General features: G+C 60.2%; 15 protein-coding genes. 8 read left to right on the top strand and 7 right to left on the bottom strand.

What is annotated here, in order from left to right:
- Window positions 1–53 precede the first annotated feature (53 nt).
- The 5 genes from ppx to AACY02_RS01500 all read right to left on the bottom strand — a co-directional run bounded on the left by ppx (window position 54) and on the right by AACY02_RS01500 (window position 4,611).
- Entirely contained in the window at window positions 54–1,556 is a 1,503-nt protein-coding gene (gene ppx / locus AACY02_RS01520) for an exopolyphosphatase (protein ID WP_339430450.1), read from the bottom strand.
- A 208-nt stretch (window positions 1,557–1,764) separates the two neighbouring features.
- Complete coding sequence (locus AACY02_RS01515) at window positions 1,765–2,502, bottom strand: amino acid ABC transporter ATP-binding protein (protein WP_339430449.1); 738 nt, start codon at window positions 2,500–2,502, stop codon at window positions 1,765–1,767.
- Entirely contained in the window at window positions 2,489–3,139 is a 651-nt protein-coding gene (locus AACY02_RS01510) for an amino acid ABC transporter permease (RefSeq protein ID WP_221730806.1), read from the bottom strand. The genes AACY02_RS01515 and AACY02_RS01510 overlap by 14 nt, the downstream gene beginning before the upstream one ends.
- Window positions 3,136–3,804 carry an amino acid ABC transporter permease gene (locus AACY02_RS01505; RefSeq protein WP_221730805.1) on the bottom strand — a complete coding sequence of 223 codons (669 nt, stop codon included), beginning with the start codon at window positions 3,802–3,804 and terminating at the stop codon, window positions 3,136–3,138. The genes AACY02_RS01510 and AACY02_RS01505 overlap by 4 nt, the downstream gene beginning before the upstream one ends.
- 21 nt (window positions 3,805–3,825) lie before the next feature.
- Window positions 3,826–4,611: a transporter substrate-binding domain-containing protein gene (locus AACY02_RS01500; protein ID WP_339430448.1), complete on the bottom strand. Its 786-nt coding sequence runs from the start codon at window positions 4,609–4,611 to the stop codon at window positions 3,826–3,828.
- A 256-nt stretch (window positions 4,612–4,867) separates the two neighbouring features.
- Between AACY02_RS01500 and AACY02_RS01495 the strand changes: the two genes are divergently transcribed.
- From AACY02_RS01495 to AACY02_RS01465, 7 genes are all read left to right on the top strand, one after another.
- Entirely contained in the window at window positions 4,868–5,575 is a 708-nt protein-coding gene (locus AACY02_RS01495) for a FadR/GntR family transcriptional regulator (protein WP_339430447.1), read from the top strand.
- Between the two features lie 120 nt (window positions 5,576–5,695).
- A complete protein-coding gene (gene trxA / locus AACY02_RS01490; RefSeq protein WP_003206727.1) occupies window positions 5,696–6,025 on the top strand; it encodes a thioredoxin TrxA in 330 nt (109 codons plus the stop codon).
- A gap of 248 nt (window positions 6,026–6,273) precedes the next feature.
- The gene (rho, locus tag AACY02_RS01485; RefSeq protein ID WP_042561678.1) at window positions 6,274–7,533 is read left to right on the top strand and encodes a transcription termination factor Rho; all 1,260 of its coding nucleotides are present in this window, start codon (window positions 6,274–6,276) and stop codon (window positions 7,531–7,533) included.
- Between the two features lie 139 nt (window positions 7,534–7,672).
- Window positions 7,673–9,628: an acyltransferase family protein gene (locus AACY02_RS01480; RefSeq protein ID WP_339430446.1), complete on the top strand. Its 1,956-nt coding sequence runs from the start codon at window positions 7,673–7,675 to the stop codon at window positions 9,626–9,628.
- Window positions 9,629–9,708: 80 nt separating this feature from the next.
- Complete coding sequence (gene ubiD / locus AACY02_RS01475) at window positions 9,709–11,175, top strand: 4-hydroxy-3-polyprenylbenzoate decarboxylase (RefSeq protein ID WP_339430445.1); 1,467 nt, start codon at window positions 9,709–9,711, stop codon at window positions 11,173–11,175.
- The gene (locus AACY02_RS01470) at window positions 11,175–12,143 is read left to right on the top strand and encodes a CDP-6-deoxy-delta-3,4-glucoseen reductase (protein WP_339430444.1); all 969 of its coding nucleotides are present in this window, start codon (window positions 11,175–11,177) and stop codon (window positions 12,141–12,143) included. Before ubiD ends, AACY02_RS01470 begins: the two co-directional genes overlap by 1 nt.
- A 196-nt stretch (window positions 12,144–12,339) precedes the next feature.
- Window positions 12,340–13,008, top strand: coding sequence for a gamma-glutamylcyclotransferase (locus AACY02_RS01465; protein ID WP_339430443.1), 669 nt, complete (start codon window positions 12,340–12,342; stop codon window positions 13,006–13,008).
- Here the strand turns inward: AACY02_RS01465 and glpT are convergent.
- A complete protein-coding gene (gene glpT / locus AACY02_RS01460; protein ID WP_339430442.1) occupies window positions 12,984–14,333 on the bottom strand; it encodes a glycerol-3-phosphate transporter in 1,350 nt (449 codons plus the stop codon). The two genes, AACY02_RS01465 and glpT, sit on opposite strands and share 25 nt — an antisense overlap.
- Window positions 14,334–14,559: 226 nt before the next feature.
- Between glpT and AACY02_RS01455 the strand changes: the two genes are divergently transcribed.
- Complete coding sequence (locus AACY02_RS01455) at window positions 14,560–15,189, top strand: flagellar basal body-associated protein FliL (RefSeq protein WP_339430502.1); 630 nt, start codon at window positions 14,560–14,562, stop codon at window positions 15,187–15,189.
- Between the two features lie 17 nt (window positions 15,190–15,206).
- Here AACY02_RS01455 and AACY02_RS01450 read toward each other — a convergent pair whose 3' ends face one another.
- Window positions 15,207–16,184, bottom strand: coding sequence for an NADPH:quinone oxidoreductase family protein (locus AACY02_RS01450; RefSeq protein WP_221730797.1), 978 nt, complete (start codon window positions 16,182–16,184; stop codon window positions 15,207–15,209).
- Window positions 16,185–16,192 lie beyond the last annotated feature (8 nt).

Here is a 16,192-nt window from a genome sequence, read left to right as displayed (position 1 = left end):
GCAATAAAAAAGGCGATCCCTCGGGATCGCCTTTTTTGTATCTGCTCAATGTGTCAGTGCACGGTGAGGACAATCCCGACCCGGGCCAGCCAATCCGCCTCAAGCCCGAAATCCGCCTGTGTCAGTTGGTTCTCGTCCAGCCAGTGTTCCGGGAACTCCACTTCCAGACTGTCGCCATTGGCATGCAGCACCACCTGCGGCATCGCCTGAGTGCCACGAATGTGGTGGAACAGAATCGCAAAGCGCAGCAGCACGCACAGGCGGATCAGCTTGATACCGTCATCGCCGAACTCGGCGAATTTGTCCTTGGGAATGTTGCGGCGGTGGCCGCGAACCAGCAGTGCGAGCATTTGCTGGTCTTCACGGGAGAACCCGGCCAGATCCGAGTGCTCGATCAGGTAGGCGCCGTGCTTGTGGTAGTGATAGTGGGCGATGTCCAGGCCGACTTCGTGCACTTTCGCCGCCCAACCGAGCAGTTCGCGCCAGATACCGTCATCCAGTTCCCAATCCACAGCGACCTGATCGAAGGCGTGCAGGGCTTTGCGTTCGACCCGTGCCGCTTGCTCCAGGTCGACGTGATAGCGCTCCATCAGCGAGGTCAGGGTGCGTTCGCGCACGTCTTCGTGATGATGACGGCCGAGCAGGTCGTAGAGCACGCCTTCACGCAGCGCGCCGTCGCAATGATCCATGCGTTGCAGTTCGAGGGCGTCGAAGATCGCTTCGAGAATCGCCAGACCTGCCGGGAAAATCGCCCGACGGTCAGGTTTGATGCCGTCGAAATCGATCTTGTCGACATCGCCGAGCTTGAACAGTCGGCGTTTGAGCCAGGCCAGGCCTTCGGCATTCACCTCGCCAGTACCATGCCCGCCGGCCTTTAGCGCCAGGCCGATGGCGCGGATGGTGCCCGAGGAGCCGATGGCTTCATCCCAGGTCAGGCGATGCAGGGCGTGTTCGATGCTCATGATCTCCAGCCGCGCCGCCGTGTACGCCTGAGCGTAACGGGCCGGGGTGATCTTGCCGTCCTTGAAATAGCGCTGGGTGAAGCTGACGCAGCCCATTTGCAGGCTTTCACGCAGCAGCGGTTCGAAGCGCTGCCCGATGATGAATTCGGTGCTGCCGCCGCCGATGTCGGCGACCAGACGCTTGCCCGGGGTGTCGGCGAGGGTGTGCGACACACCCAGATAGATCAGGCGCGCTTCTTCACGGCCGGAGATGACTTCCACCGGATGGCCGAGGATTTCTTCGGCGCGATGAATGAATTCCAGGCGATTGCGCGCTTCGCGCAGGGCGTTGGTGCCGACGATGCGCACGGCGCCCAGTGGCATGCCGTTGATCAGTTGGGCAAAGCGCTTGAGGCAATCGAGGCCACGCTGCATCGATTCTTCGTTGAGTTGGCGTTCATCGTTGATGCCAGCGGCCAACTGTACCTTCTCCCCGAGGCGTTCGAGAATGCGAATCTCGCCGTTCTGGGCCTTGGCCACGACCATGTGAAAGCTGTTGGAGCCCAGGTCGATAGCGGCGATCAGGGACAGATTCTTGGCTTGGGATTGCGGCATGGTCAGGGGGTCTCGGTCGATAACCCCGACATCGTGCCACGATCAAACGCTGACGCCAACGCGCAAGGTACAAACCGTTGATTCAGCGCATAAAAGCTTGAGACCGCGGCGTGGCCATTCGCGAGCAAGCCCGTTCCCACAGGTGACCGCGTTCCAATGTGGGAGCGGGCTTGCTCGCGAACAGGGCATCACAGGCAATGAGGATCCATCAGGCAGTCGCTTCGGCGGTACCAATGAAATTCGCCAGCTCCGCCGTCTGCGGATTGGCAAACAACACCTTCGGATCGCCCACCTCATGCACCTTGCCGTGGTGCATGAACACCAACTTATCCCCAACCTCGCGGGCAAAACGCATTTCATGGGTGACCATGATCAGCGTCATGCCTTCTTTCGCCAGTTGGCGCACCACGCTGAGCACTTCGTTGACCAGTTCCGGGTCCAGCGCCGAGGTGATTTCGTCGCACAGCAGCACCTTCGGCGACATCGCCAAAGCACGGGCAATCGCCACCCGTTGCTGTTGCCCGCCGGACAGCCGATCGGGGAATGCATCGAACTTCTCGCCCAGACCCACGCGCTCGAGCATCTTGCGCGCCAGTTCCGCTGCTTTGGCCTTCGGCACTTTTTGCACCACTTGTGGCGCAAGCATCACGTTCTCACCGACGGTCAGGTGTGGGAACAGGTTGAATTGCTGAAACACCATGCCGACTTTCTGTCGCAAGCTGCGCAGGTCGGCGCGGGCGGCGTCGAGGTATTCGCCGTCGACTTCGATCACGCCGTCGTTGATCGACTCCAGGCCATTGAGGGTGCGCAGCAAAGTGGATTTGCCCGAGCCGCTGCGACCGATGATCGCCACCACCTGGCCTTCCTCGACGCTGAGGTCGATGCCTTTGAGGACGTGGTGATCGCCGTAGTATTTATGCAGGGCGGAAATTCTAAGCAGAGGCATGCAGTCTCCTTTCCAGGTAGCGCGCACTGAGGGACAAGGGGTAACAAAGCAGGAAGTAGCCGAGGGCGACGAGGCCGTAGACCATGAACGGTTCGAACGTGGCATTGGCGAGCATGCCGCCGGTTTTGGTCAGCTCGGTAAAACCGATGATCGAGGTTACAGCGGTGCCTTTGACCACTTGCACCGAGAAACCCACGGTCGGCGCCACGGCGATGCGCAGCGCTTGCGGCAGGATCACATAGCGCAGTTGCTCCAGAGGATTGAGCGCCAGACTCGACGAAGCTTCCCACTGACCGCTGGGAATCGCCTCGACACAACCGCGCCAGATCTCTGCCAGATAGGCGCTGGTGAACAGCGTCAGGGCAATCGCGGCGGCCATCCACGGCGAGATTTCAATCCCGGCCAGCGCCACGCCGAAAAACACCAGAAATAGCTGCATCAGCAGCGGCGTGCCCTGGAACAACTCGATCCAGGTGCGGGCGATGCTGCTCGGCAAGGTGTTTTTCGAGATGCGCATGATCAGGATCAGCAGCCCGACAATGCCGCCACCAATAAATGCCACCAGCGACAGCGCCAGCGTCCATTGCAGGCCGATGAGCAGGTTGCGCAGGATGTCCCAGAACGTGAAATCGCTCATTGGCTGCTCCTCGAAATGTAGCGCCGACCGATCCAGTTCAGCAGTTGGCGGATCAGCAGCGCCATGCACAGGTAGATCAGCGTGGTCAGCGCGTAGGTTTCAAAGGCGCGAAAGTTGCGCGACTGAATGAAGTTGGCAGCAAAGCTCAGCTCTTCGGTGGCGATCTGCGAGCACACGGCCGAGCCGAGCATGACGATGATGATCTGGCTGCTCAGCGCCGGCCAGACCTTGCCCAGCGCCGGCAGCAGCACCACATGACGAAACGCCTCGAAGCGACTCATCGCCAGCGCCGCCGCCGCTTCCAGTTGCCCGCGAGGGATTGCCTGGATGCCGGCGCGGATAATCTCGGTCGAATAGGCCCCGAGGTTGATCACCATCGCCAGCACCGCCGCTTGCCACTCGGAAATCTGCACGCCCAGCGACGGCAGGCCGAAGAAGATGAAGAACAGTTGCACCAGAAAGGGCGTGTTGCGGATCAACTCGACGTAGACGCCGAAGATCGCCGAGAACGGGCGGATGTTCCACGCCCGCACCAGCGCCCCTACGATGCCCACGCCCACCCCGAGTACCGCGCCGATGGCTGTCAGCTCAAGGGTAAACAGCGCCCCGCGCAACAGCAGGTCGGTGTTCTGCACCACCGGCATGAAATCGAACTGATAAGCCATGAAGGTCTCCCGCGCAGTCGATCAGAGATCGGCCGGCAGCGGCTCTTTCAGCCAGGTTTTTGAGTTCCTTTCCAGCGCGCCGTCAGCCTTGGCGGTGGTCAGGATGTCGTTGACCTTGGTCAGCAGCGCCGCTTCGTTCTTGTTTACGCCGACGTAGACCGGCGAATCCTTGAGCTTCACTTTCAGGGCCGGAACGCGTTTCGGGTTCTTCTCGCTGATGGCGACCATCACCACGTTGCCGCTGGCGATCAGGTCAACTTGCCCGGCCAGGTAGGCGGCGATGGTCGAGTTGTTGTCTTCAAAGCGCTTGATGGTCACGCCTGCCGGGGCAACCTTGGTCAGCTCGATGTCTTCGATGGAGCCACGGGTCACGCTGATGGTTTTGCCCTTGAGGTCATCGAGGTTGGTGATCGCCGCGTCCGGTGGGCCGAATACGGCGAGGTAGAACGGCGCGTAGGCGCGGGAGAAGTCGATGACTTTTTCGCGCTCGGGGTTCTTGCCCAGGCTGGAAATCACCAGATCGACCTTGCCGGTGGTCAGGAACGGGATGCGGTTGGTGCTGTTGACCGGCGTCAGTTCAAGTTTGACCTTCAACTGATCGGCCAGCAGTTTTGCCGTGTCGATGTCCAGTCCGCGGGGCTTCATGTCGGGGCCGACCGAGCCGAACGGCGGGAAGTCCTGGGGCACCGCGACTTTCAGTGTGCCGCGTTTGATTACGTCGTCCAGACCGTCGGCGTGGGCGGGGACCTGGCTGAGCAGCAGGCTGGAAAACAAGGCGGCGAGGAGGGCGCTGTAACGCTTGGTCATGGACAATCTCCGGATCGGCGGGAAGTGATTTCTGCGATCTGCCACAGCACGGGCCATGCCAATACGCAGGTTTCGTCCCGCAAGACCGCATTTTCAGTGGGTTTGCTCGGTCTTACTGGTCTGAACAGTCAGGATGTTTTTCGCACTCCGATGGCGCATCGGCGCTCAGCACCGAACCCTGCTGGGGCACGACTTGCCGGACTCGGTGAATAGCTTTACAACTAGCCGCACATTGGCCTGGCTCGTCTGAAAAACCATGAACTCGATCTCTCGCGCCGTACCTGAAGTGGCGCTTCAAGCGATTCGCAAACTGATCACCGAGCAGGGCTTCGGCCCGGGCGATGCCCTGCCGTCGCAACGGGATCTGGCATTGCAACTGGGCGTCAGTCGGGCGTCGTTGCGTGAAGCGCTGTCGTCACTGAGCGCGCTGGGCGTGGTCACTATTCAGCCGGGCAAGGGCGTCTTCGTGCAGTCGCCGGTAGAGCTGTCGCGTGGTGAGCATGCACCGGGCTGGTCGTTCGCCGCGCAGGCTTCGCCACTGGATATCTTCCAGTTGCGCTACGCGCTGGAGGGATTTGCGGCGGGGCTGGCGGCGGTGACGTTGAGCACGTTCGATCTGGATGCGCTGGAGGACAATGTCGCGGCGATGCGTGAACAACTGCGTGCCGGCGACTTTGAAGCGGCGGCGAAGCTGGATTTCGAATTTCACCGGCGGATCCTGCTGGCCAGCGGTAATCAGGCGATGCTGAGTATTCTCACGGCCAGTGCGGAGATCTTTCTGGAAAGCCAGAAGCTACCGTTCATCCGCGCAGAACGTGCCATGGAAACCTGGCAGGAACACCGCAAGATCCTTCGTGCGCTTGCCCGTCGGGCTTCTGGTGCGGCGCAAAAAGCCATGCAGGAACATGTGCGCAATGCCGCGCTGCGTACTGGAATCGCCTTCATCGCCCCCGCCACGGCGTGACTTGAGCTATACCCAAACTCATGGGGCACCATAGCAAGACTCAATCATCTGCGGCTTCCTGAACGGAGGAAGGGCGGATATGATGGGCCACGTTTTTTTGCTTACAACCTGGAGAATTCCATGAGCAGCGATCTTATCAAACACGTTAGCGACGCTAGCTTCGAAGCCGACGTACTCAAGGCCGAAGGCGCTGTATTGGTCGACTACTGGGCTGAATGGTGCGGCCCATGCAAAATGATCGCTCCGGTTCTGGACGAGATTGCCGAGACTTACAAAGGCAAGCTGACCGTTGCCAAACTGAACATCGACGAAAACCAGGAAACCCCGGCCAAGCACGGCGTGCGTGGTATCCCGACGCTGATGCTGTTCAAGAACGGCAACGTTGAAGCGACCAAAGTCGGCGCCCTGTCGAAGTCGCAACTGGCTGCTTTCCTCGACGCCAACATTTAAGCGTCGCCGTAAAAGGCCAAAAAAAGCCTCGCATTTTGCGGGGCTTTTTGCGTATTCAGGGCTAGACGCTCCGAAACTCAGGTGGTACATTCGGCCCCGCAATGGTTTCTCCACTGCCCCCTGCTAGCCGTCGCCGACGCACTCCTTTTCGAATAAGTACGCGATCCTGTCGCCTTCTCCGCGGCGCGGCCTCATTAAGCCAAAAGCTTAATTTCCCCCCCCTCCATAAATGATTACGTCATTCCTATATGAATCTGACTGAACTCAAGCAAAAGCCGATTACCGAACTGCTCGAATTGGCCGAACAGATGGGCATAGAAAATATGGCCCGTTCGCGCAAGCAGGACGTGATTTTCTCCCTGCTCAAAAAGCACGCGAAAAGCGGCGAGGAAATCTCCGGTGATGGCGTGCTGGAGATTCTCCAGGACGGCTTCGGCTTCCTGCGCTCCGCTGACGCCTCCTATCTCGCCGGCCCAGACGATATTTACGTCTCGCCGAGCCAGATCCGCCGCTTCAACTTGCGCACCGGTGACACCATCGTTGGCAAGATCCGCCCTCCGAAAGAAGGCGAGCGGTATTTCGCCCTGCTCAAGGTCGACACGATCAACTTCGATCGCCCAGAGAACGCGAAAAACAAGATTCTCTTCGAGAACCTGACCCCGCTGTTCCCGACCGTGCGCATGAAGATGGAAGCCGGTAACGGTTCCACCGAAGACCTGACCGGTCGTGTGATCGACCTGTGCGCGCCGATCGGCAAAGGCCAGCGTGGTCTGATCGTGGCACCGCCGAAAGCCGGCAAGACGATCATGCTGCAAAACATCGCAGCGAACATCGCCCGTAACAACCCTGAAGTCCACCTGATCGTATTGCTGATCGACGAACGTCCGGAAGAAGTAACCGAAATGCAGCGCACCGTGCGCGGCGAAGTGGTTGCCTCGACCTTCGACGAGCCGCCGACCCGTCACGTCCAGGTGGCCGAAATGGTGATCGAGAAGGCCAAACGCCTGGTCGAGCACAAGAAAGACGTGGTGATCCTGCTCGACTCCATCACCCGTCTGGCCCGCGCCTACAACACCGTGATCCCGAGCTCCGGCAAGGTGCTGACCGGTGGTGTTGACGCCCACGCCCTGGAGAAACCGAAGCGTTTCTTCGGTGCTGCGCGCAACATCGAAGAAGGCGGCTCGCTGACCATTATCGCCACCGCACTGGTTGAAACCGGTTCGAAGATGGACGAAGTGATCTACGAAGAGTTCAAAGGTACCGGCAACATGGAACTGCCGCTGGATCGCAAGATTGCGGAAAAGCGCGTGTTCCCTGCGATCAACATCAACCGCTCCGGCACCCGCCGCGAAGAGTTGCTGACCGCCGACGACGAACTGCAGCGTATGTGGATCCTGCGCAAACTGCTGCACCCGATGGACGAAGTGGCTGCCATCGAGTTCCTGATCGACAAGCTGAAAACGACCAAGACCAACGACGAGTTCTTCTTGTCGATGAAGCGCAAGTAAGACGAAGCTGTTTAAAAAGAGCGCTCCCGGAAGGGGGCGTTTTTTTTGCGCTGGATTATCGGTGTACGGGATTGAATTTTACGCGGCTGATAACGGTCTCCCTTTCTGGGTTTGTATCCAAAACAAAGAAAGGGCTTTCATGCATACGTTTGGCAATCGCCGTGATATCGACGGATTACGGGCTCTGGCGGTTATTCCCGTCGTACTGTTTCATTTCGGATTCAATACATTCAGCGGCGGCTTTGTCGGTGTTGATGTGTTTTTCGTCATTTCCGGGTTCCTGATCACGACTATCCTGTTCCGCGAAATCAGCGCTCAGCGCTTCAGCTTCATCGATTTCTGGGCGCGCCGTGCCCGCCGCATCATTCCTGCCCTGACCGTGGTCATGCTGGTGACGCTGGCGCTGGGCTGGTTGCTGCTGACGGCCAAGGACTTCTCCGAGCTGGGCCGAACGGTGCGCTATCAGTCTCTGTTCATCTCCAACATTCTGTTCATGCGCGAGGACGGCTACTTCCAGCCCGCCTCTGATCTCAAACCGCTGCTGCATACCTGGTCGCTGGCGGTGGAAGAGCAGTACTACATCTTCTTTCCACTGCTGATGGCTGCGCTGATCCGTTATGTCCGGCATTGGCGCTGGATGTTGTTCGCGGTGCTGCTGGTGTCGTTTGGCTTGAACATCACCTACATCGAACAAAAGCCGGACTTCGCGTTCTTCTCACTGCCGACTCGCGCTTGGGAGTTGTTGTGCGGCGCGATGCTCGCGGTGATGCCAGCGCCCAAACATGCTGTGCGTCCCTGGCTGTATCAGACAGTGGGTCTCGCCGGTCTGGCAGCGGTTTTGGGCGCGGTGTTCACCTTTGACAAGGCCACGGTTTTCCCGGGCTGGGCGGCGTTGTTGCCGGTGCTGGGCACAACGGCGTTGATCTGGTCGGGCGCGCAAGGGGCTGGTTGGACCGCACGGTTGTTGAGCCTGCCAGCATTGGTTTGGGTCGGGTTGCTCTCTTATTCCCTGTATCTGTGGCACTGGCCGGTGTATGTCTACGCCAACGCTATTTCGATCGACGGCATTCAGCCATTGGAGGCGATTGCCTGGATAGCCTTGGCGCTGGGCCTTGCGTGGCTGAGTTTGCGCTATGTCGAGTTGCCTTTGCGGGAAAAACGCCTGCTTGTCTCTCGCAATGCGGTGCTGGCGGGAGGTCTTGCGGCCATCGTTGTGCTCGTGGCAACGGGATCGGCGATCCGTTCGGCCGATGGTGTTCCTCAGCGCCTGACCGGTAAGGCGCTGGAGTACGCGCAGTCCCGTGAGTGGCATGCAGGGCAGATGAAATGCATGTTGGTCACCCAGGACAAGTCGCTGGACAAGGCCTGCCTGGTGGGTGGCAAGGCGAATGTCCCGGCCACTCAGTTGTTCTGGGGTGACAGCCATGCCGCCGCCTTGCTGCCGGCCATCGAGAGCAATGCCCGTCGCGAGGGGCGTCCGGTATGGCTGTACAGCATGAGCGCCTGTCCGCCGATTCTCAGTGATGACCCGCGTCAGCGCTGCAAGGATTTCAACGAACAGACCATGGAGCGGGTGCGCAGCCTTGGCATCAAGGATGTGGTACTGGCTTCCAACTGGAGCCTTTATGTGTACGGCCGCGAAGACGGTGACAAGAAGGTGCTGCTCAATTCACACGACGATACTGCCCAGGCCGAGCAACGCATGGCCGCTGCGCTGAAGGCGCGCGTGGCTGCGCTGCGAGAGGCGGGGGCGCAAGTCTGGTTGTTCAAGGAAGTGCCGCTGCAGCGCAAAGGCAGCATCAATCGACTGACCAGCCTGGCGCGGATTGGGCGTTCGACCGAGGGGCTTGGTCGTCCGCTGGAGGAGCATCTGGCGCGCCAGCATTTCATCGGTGCCTTGTTCAACGCCATGAGTGCCGCCGACCCAGGGGTGCATGTGATCGATCCAACGCCGCTGATGTGCGCCAGCGGCATCTGCAGCATTGAGGTCAACGGCCACTCCCAGTACAAGGATGAGGATCACCTGTCTGATGTGGGCAGCGCCAGACTGAGTCCCCTGTTTGCGCCATTGCTGCTGGGTACGAGCCACAATTGAGCGATGCCAGACGCTGACGGGCTGCTGTTTGCCCGTCAGAGCAGGTAGGATGTACGCCTATTTTGAGGGTGCCATCGTCAATGAAATTCAAGGATCTTCGGGATTTCGTGCAGCAGCTTGAGCAGCGCGGAGAGTTGAAACGCATCCAGATTCCCGTCTCGCCGGTGCTGGAAATGACCGAGGTGTGCGACCGTACGCTACGGGCCAAGGGCCCGGCGCTGCTGTTCGAGAAACCCACCGGCTACGATATCCCGGTGCTCGGCAACCTGTTCGGCACCCCTGAGCGGGTGGCGATGGGCATGGGCGCCGAGTCGGTCAGCGAGCTGCGCGAAATCGGCAAGCTGCTGGCGTTCCTCAAGGAGCCGGAGCCACCGAAGGGCTTGAAAGACGCATGGTCGAAACTGCCGATCTTCCGCAAGATCATCTCGATGGCGCCGAAAGTCGTCAAAGACGCGGTGTGCCAGGAAGTGGTCATCGAAGGCGACGACGTCGACCTGGCCATGCTGCCCGTGCAAACCTGCTGGCCCGGCGATGTCGGCCCGCTGATCACCTGGGGCCTGACCGTCACCAAAGGCCCGAACAAGGACCGCCAGAACCTCGGCATCTACCGCCAACAAGTGATCGGCCGCAACAAGGTCATCATGCGTTGGCTCAGCCACCGTGGCGGCGCGCTGGATTACCGCGAATGGTGCGAGAAACACCCGGGCCAGCCGTTCCCGGTGTCCGTGGCCCTTGGCGCTGATCCGGCGACCATTCTCGGCGCCGTGACCCCCGTGCCGGACAGCCTCTCCGAATACGCTTTCGCCGGTCTGCTGCGTGGCAACCGCACTGAGTTGGTGAAGTGCCGCGGCAACGACCTGCAAGTGCCGGCCAGTGCCGAGATCATCCTTGAAGGCGTGATCCATCCCGGCGAGATGGCCGACGAAGGTCCGTATGGCGACCATACCGGCTACTACAACGAAGTCGACAGCTTCCCGGTGTTCACCGTCGAGCGCATCACCCACCGGATCAAGCCGATCTACCACAGCACCTACACCGGCCGTCCGCCGGATGAGCCGGCCATTCTCGGCGTGGCGCTGAATGAAGTGTTCGTACCGATCCTGCAGAAGCAGTTTCCGGAGATCACCGACTTCTACTTGCCGCCCGAAGGCTGCTCGTACCGCATGGCCGTGGTGACGATGAAGAAGTCGTATCCGGGGCATGCCAAGCGCGTGATGCTCGGTGTCTGGTCGTTTTTGCGACAGTTCATGTACACCAAGTTCGTTATCGTCACCGACGACGATATCAACGCCCGGGACTGGAACGACGTGATCTGGGCCATCACCACGCGCATGGACCCCAAGCGCGACACGGTGATGATCGATAACACGCCGATCGACTACCTGGACTTCGCCTCGCCGGTCTCCGGCCTGGGTTCAAAAATGGGCCTGGATGCCACCCACAAGTGGCCGGGCGAAACCACTCGTGAGTGGGGCCGCGTGATCGTCAAGGACGACGCCGTCACTCAGCGGATCGATGCCATCTGGAATCAGTTAGGAATAGATTGATGCGTGTAACCCTGCAGCCCTCCGGAGCGGTGCTTGAGATACAGCCCGGTGAGCGGATTCTCGATGGAGCGCGGCGCCTGGGCTACGACTGCCCGCAAAGCTGCCGCAATGGTAATTGCCACGTGTGTGCGGCGCTGCTGGTGGAAGGCCGTGTCGAACAGGCCGGCAAGGTGCACGATCATGGCGAGTTCTACACTTGCATAGCCGAGCCGCTGGAAGACTGCGTCCTGTTGTGGGATGGCGTGCTCGCGCTGGGAGAGTTGCCGGTGCGCAGCCTGTCGTGTCAGGTCATCGAATGCCGGGACGTCGGTGGCGACACCTGGCGTGTGCGCCTGCGCGCGCCGGCCGGTAAACCGCCGCGCTATCACGCCGGACAATATTTGATGATCGAGCGCGAGAACGGCGAAAAATCGGCGTTCTCCATGGCCTCGGCACCGCACGGCGGACGTGATCTGGAAATCCACGTACTGGCGCGCGAAGCCAGTGCGTTGAGCCTGATCGAGCAACTGCAACGCAACGCGATGGTGCGCGTCGAGCTGCCAATGGGCGACACCCACCTCGCCGAACTGCCCGACGGGCCGCTGGTGTTGATCGCCGCCGGTACCGGCATGGGCCAGATTCACAGCTTGATCGAACATTGCCGCGCCAATGGCTTCAAGCATCCCGTGCATCTGTACTGGGGCGTGCGCCGTCCGGAAGATTTTTATGACATCGAACATTGGGACGAATGGCTGAAGCTGCCCAATCTGTTTCTGCACAAAGTCGTCAGCGACCAATGCGGCTGGGAAGGGCGCTGCGGGATGCTGCACGAGGCGGTCTGTGAAGACTTTCCGGATCTCAAGCCTCTGCACGTCTACGCCAGCGGCTCACCTGCCATGGTCTACGGCACGCTCGACGCTTTGGTCGAGGCGGGGATGGATGCCCATCAGATGCGCGCTGATGTGTTTGCCTACGCCCCACGTGCCTGAGTCGTTATAACTCGCTATATAGCTGATCGGTATTTATGCAATTACATAAATACCGGTAGGTTATATATCCACCAGGCAATTAATTAAGAACCGTGCCATGGCACTTAAATTGCCTTTAAACATATGTGCCTTATTGTTTCAGCGGTGCGTTCTATTATGTAATTCATCACCCGCGGGGAGCTGAACGCTATTCGCCATGAGCGCCATTGAAAACGCTTTTCTGAACCTGGCTTATCCTCCGCGGCTCGATCTTGGGCCGCCGCTGACGCACGAACAACTTCTCGCCTCCATGCAATCGACCATGGCGCGCCACAAGGGTGGGCCGGTGTGGCTGTTCGCCTACGGATCGTTGATCTGGCGGCCGGAATGCACAGCGGTGGAGCGCGTGCGCGGGCGTGTGCATGGCTACCATCGTGGCTTGTACCTGTGGTCGCACGAACACCGGGGTACGCCGGAAATGCCCGGATTGGTCTTTGGTCTGGATCGTGGCGGCTCGTGCAGCGGCTTCGCCTATCGGCTGCCGGAAGACAATCTCGACGCGGCGCTGTATGCGCTGTGGAAACGCGAGATGCCGTTCCCGTCTTATCGGCCACACTGGCTCAACTGCCGGCTCGAAGATGGCAGCCAGGTTCAGGCGTTGGGATTTGTTCTGGAGCGACACCTGCCCAGCTATGCCGGCAACTTGCCGGATCATGTGCTGAGCCAGGTGTTTGAAAGCGCTTGCGGACGTTACGGCACGACTCGCGATTATGTCGAGCAGACCGCCCACGCCCTGCGCAGCCACGCCATGCCAGACCGGAATCTGGAGGCGCGGCTCAAGCGCTGTCGATTAAAAGCCGATCAGGCGATGGCTTCGCGGCTCTGACTGGCGACTTGCTTGTGCCAGAGCGTTGGGGCCAGGAAGGCCATCGCCAACAGGCAAGCGCCGACCAGCAGGACGAAACCGCCGTCCCAGCCGAAGTGGTCCACGGTGTAGCCCATCGCGGCACTGGCCGCGACCGACCCCCCCAGATAACCGAACAGACCGGTGAAGCCCGCAGCGGTACCGGCAGCTTTCTTCGGCGCCAGTTCCAGCGCCTGTAAGCCGATCAGCATCACCGGGCCGTAGATCAGGAAGCCGATCGAGAACAGGGCAATCATGTCGACGGTCGGGTTGCCGGCCGGGTTGAGCCAGTAAACCAGTGTCGCGACGGTCACCATCGCCATGAACACCATGCCGGTCAGGCCGCGGTTGCCACGGAAGATCTTGTCCGACATCCAGCCGCACAGCAGCGTGCCCGGAATACCGGCCCACTCGTAGAAGAAATAGGCCCACGAGGTTTTATCCACGGTGAAACCCTTGGCTTCCTTGAGGTAGGTCGGTGCCCAGTCGAGTACGCCGTAGCGCAGCAGGTAGACGAAGACGTTGGCCATGGCGATGTACCAGAGCATTTTGTTGCGCAGCACGTATTTGACGAAAATTTCCTTGGCGCTGAATTCGTCTTCGTGGCTGGAATCGTAGCCTTCCGGGTAATCGTTCTTGTACTTCTCGATCGGCGGCAGGCCGACCGACTGCGGGGTGTCGCGCATGGTAATGAAGGCAAACACCGCCACGCCCAGCGCTACCGCTGCCGGTACATAGAACGCAGCGTGCCAGTCGTTGAACAGGCCCATGCCGATCAGGAACAGCGGGCCGATCAGGCCACCGCCGACGTTGTGTGCCACGTTCCACACCGAGACCACGCCGCCGCGTTCCTTCTGCGACCACCAGTGCACCATGGTGCGTCCGCTCGGCGGCCACCCCATGCCCTGGGCCCAGCCGTTGATGAACAGAAGAATGAACATCATGGTCACGCTGGACGTCGCCCAAGGCGCGAAACCGAAAACGAACATCACCCCCGCCGACACCAGCAGGCCGAACGGCAGGAAGAAGCGCGGGTTGGAGCGGTCGGACACCAGGCCCATGAGGAACTTCGACAAGCCATACGCAATGGCAATCGCCGACATCGCCAGACCCAGATCGCCACGGCTGTAGCCTTCGTCGATCAGGTACGGCATGGCCAGGGAGAAGTTTTTGCGCAGCAGGTAATAACCCGCGTAGCCGATGAAAATACCGGCGAAAATCTGCCAGCGCAGGCGTCGGTAGGTGCTGTCTATTTTTTCTTCAGGCAATGGAGCCTGATGTGCGGCAGGACGAAAGAAAGCAAACATTCAAGAGCTCCAGATTTCTTGTTTTGACTGCGGATGCGAATGTTACAGTTTCGTTACCGAAAATAGCACCGGTTCGCATTGGCAAAACAGCGGAAAATGTTGGAAGTCGCATGTTCTTTTACGAACCTGTCGCTCAGCTGTAAAAACAGGGCGTTTTTGTCGCGTCCAATACGTTGTGTCTTAGACTCGCCGTCAGTAACCCCCACTGCTTCAGCAGAGTTGAATGATGGCCCTGAAAATTCGCAGGTTGGTGCCCAGATTGTTGGTCGCGGTCGCCCTCACCGTTTCGGTGCTGGCGCTGAGTTTCGCGCAGTACCCGGTTGCGCCGGGATTGCGCAACGTCACCGTGCTGATCGTTCGCCACGCCGAAAAGCCTGATGTGGGCAGACAACTCAATGCTCGAGGCGAGCAACGCGCGGTTGCCTATGCCGACTATTTCACCCCGCTGAAACTGGCGGGCGAAACACTCACGCCCCAGCGCCTGATCGCCGCCGGCGATACCGCTGAGAGTGCCCGCTCGCGCTTGACCCTGACCCCGCTGGCCGAGCGCCTGCAGTTGCCCATCGAGCAGCCTTACGACAATGGCGACTTTGAGCAACTGGTCAAAACGCTGCGCAAGAGCAATCAGGCGCATACGCTGTTGATCGCCTGGCATCACGGTCACATCAATAAGCTGATCGCGGAGTTCGGCGGCGATGGCCCGGCACTCACTGGCCGGCCAAAGTGGCCGGATAACGTCTACGACTGGCTTATCGTGCTGAGCTTCGATGACAAGGGGCGTCTGATCCAGTCGCAAAGTCAGAAAATTCAGGAGCATCTGCTGCCGGGCGACCTCCAAGGCGCGTCCGGCGGCTGACGTCTGCGCAACAGCGTTTAGCGCACCTGCACCACCACCTTGCCCACCGCTTTTCGCTGGCCAAGATCATTGATCGCCTGCGCCGCATTGCTCAGCGGATACACCTGCGACACCAACGGTTTTAACTTGCCTTCGGCAAACCAGCCGAACAACTGCTGGAAGTTCGCTGCGTTGTCTTGCGGCTGGCGCTGGGCGAAGGAGCCCCAGAACACGCCGACCACCGCTGCGCCCTTGAGCAGGGCGAGGTTGACTGGCAGTTCGGGAATGCGGCCGCTGGCGAAGCCGACGACCAAGAGGCGGCCGTTCCAGGCGATGGCGCGCACGGCTTGATCAAAAAGATCGCCGCCGACCGGGTCATAGATCACATCAGCGCCTTGGCCGTCGGTGAGGCGTTTGATTTCGTCCTTGAGGCTGGTTTCGCTGTAGTTGATCAGTTCGTCGGCGCCGGCCGCCTTGGCCACCGCGAGTTTTTCCGCGCTGCTGGCAGCGGCGATGACGCGGGCGCCCATGGCTTTGCCGATTTCCACGGCAGCCAGACCGACACCGCCGGATGCACCGAGCACCAGCAGGGTTTCGCCCGGTTGCAGGTTGGCGCGTTGCTTGAGCGCGTGCATCGAGGTGCCGTAGGTCATGCTGAATGCGGCGGCAGTGTTGAAGTCCATCGACGGCGGAATCGGCAGTACGTTGTAGCCCGGCACCGCCACTTGCTCGGCGAAACTGCCCCAGCCGGTCAGGGCCATGACCCGGTCGCCCACCTTCAGATGACTGACCTTTTCGCCGACGGCGCTGACCACGCCGGCCGCTTCACCGCCCGGGGAGAACGGGAAGGGCGGCTTGAATTGGTATTTGCCCTCGATGATCAGCGTGTCCGGAAAGTTGACCCCGGCGGCATGCACCTCCAGCAGGATTTCGTTCTTCTTGGCGACAGGACTGGCGACGTCTTCCAGCACCAGCGACTCGGCAGGGCCGAAGGCTTTGCACAGCACGGCTTTCATCAGGGCTA

It is taken from the genome of Pseudomonas sp. EA_65y_Pfl2_P78 (assembly GCF_963970495.1).
GTDB classification, from domain to species: domain Bacteria; phylum Pseudomonadota; class Gammaproteobacteria; order Pseudomonadales; family Pseudomonadaceae; genus Aquipseudomonas; species Aquipseudomonas baetica_A.
The sequence above is the reverse complement of the archived record's forward strand: the minus strand, read 5'-3'. Positions and strand labels throughout refer to the sequence as shown.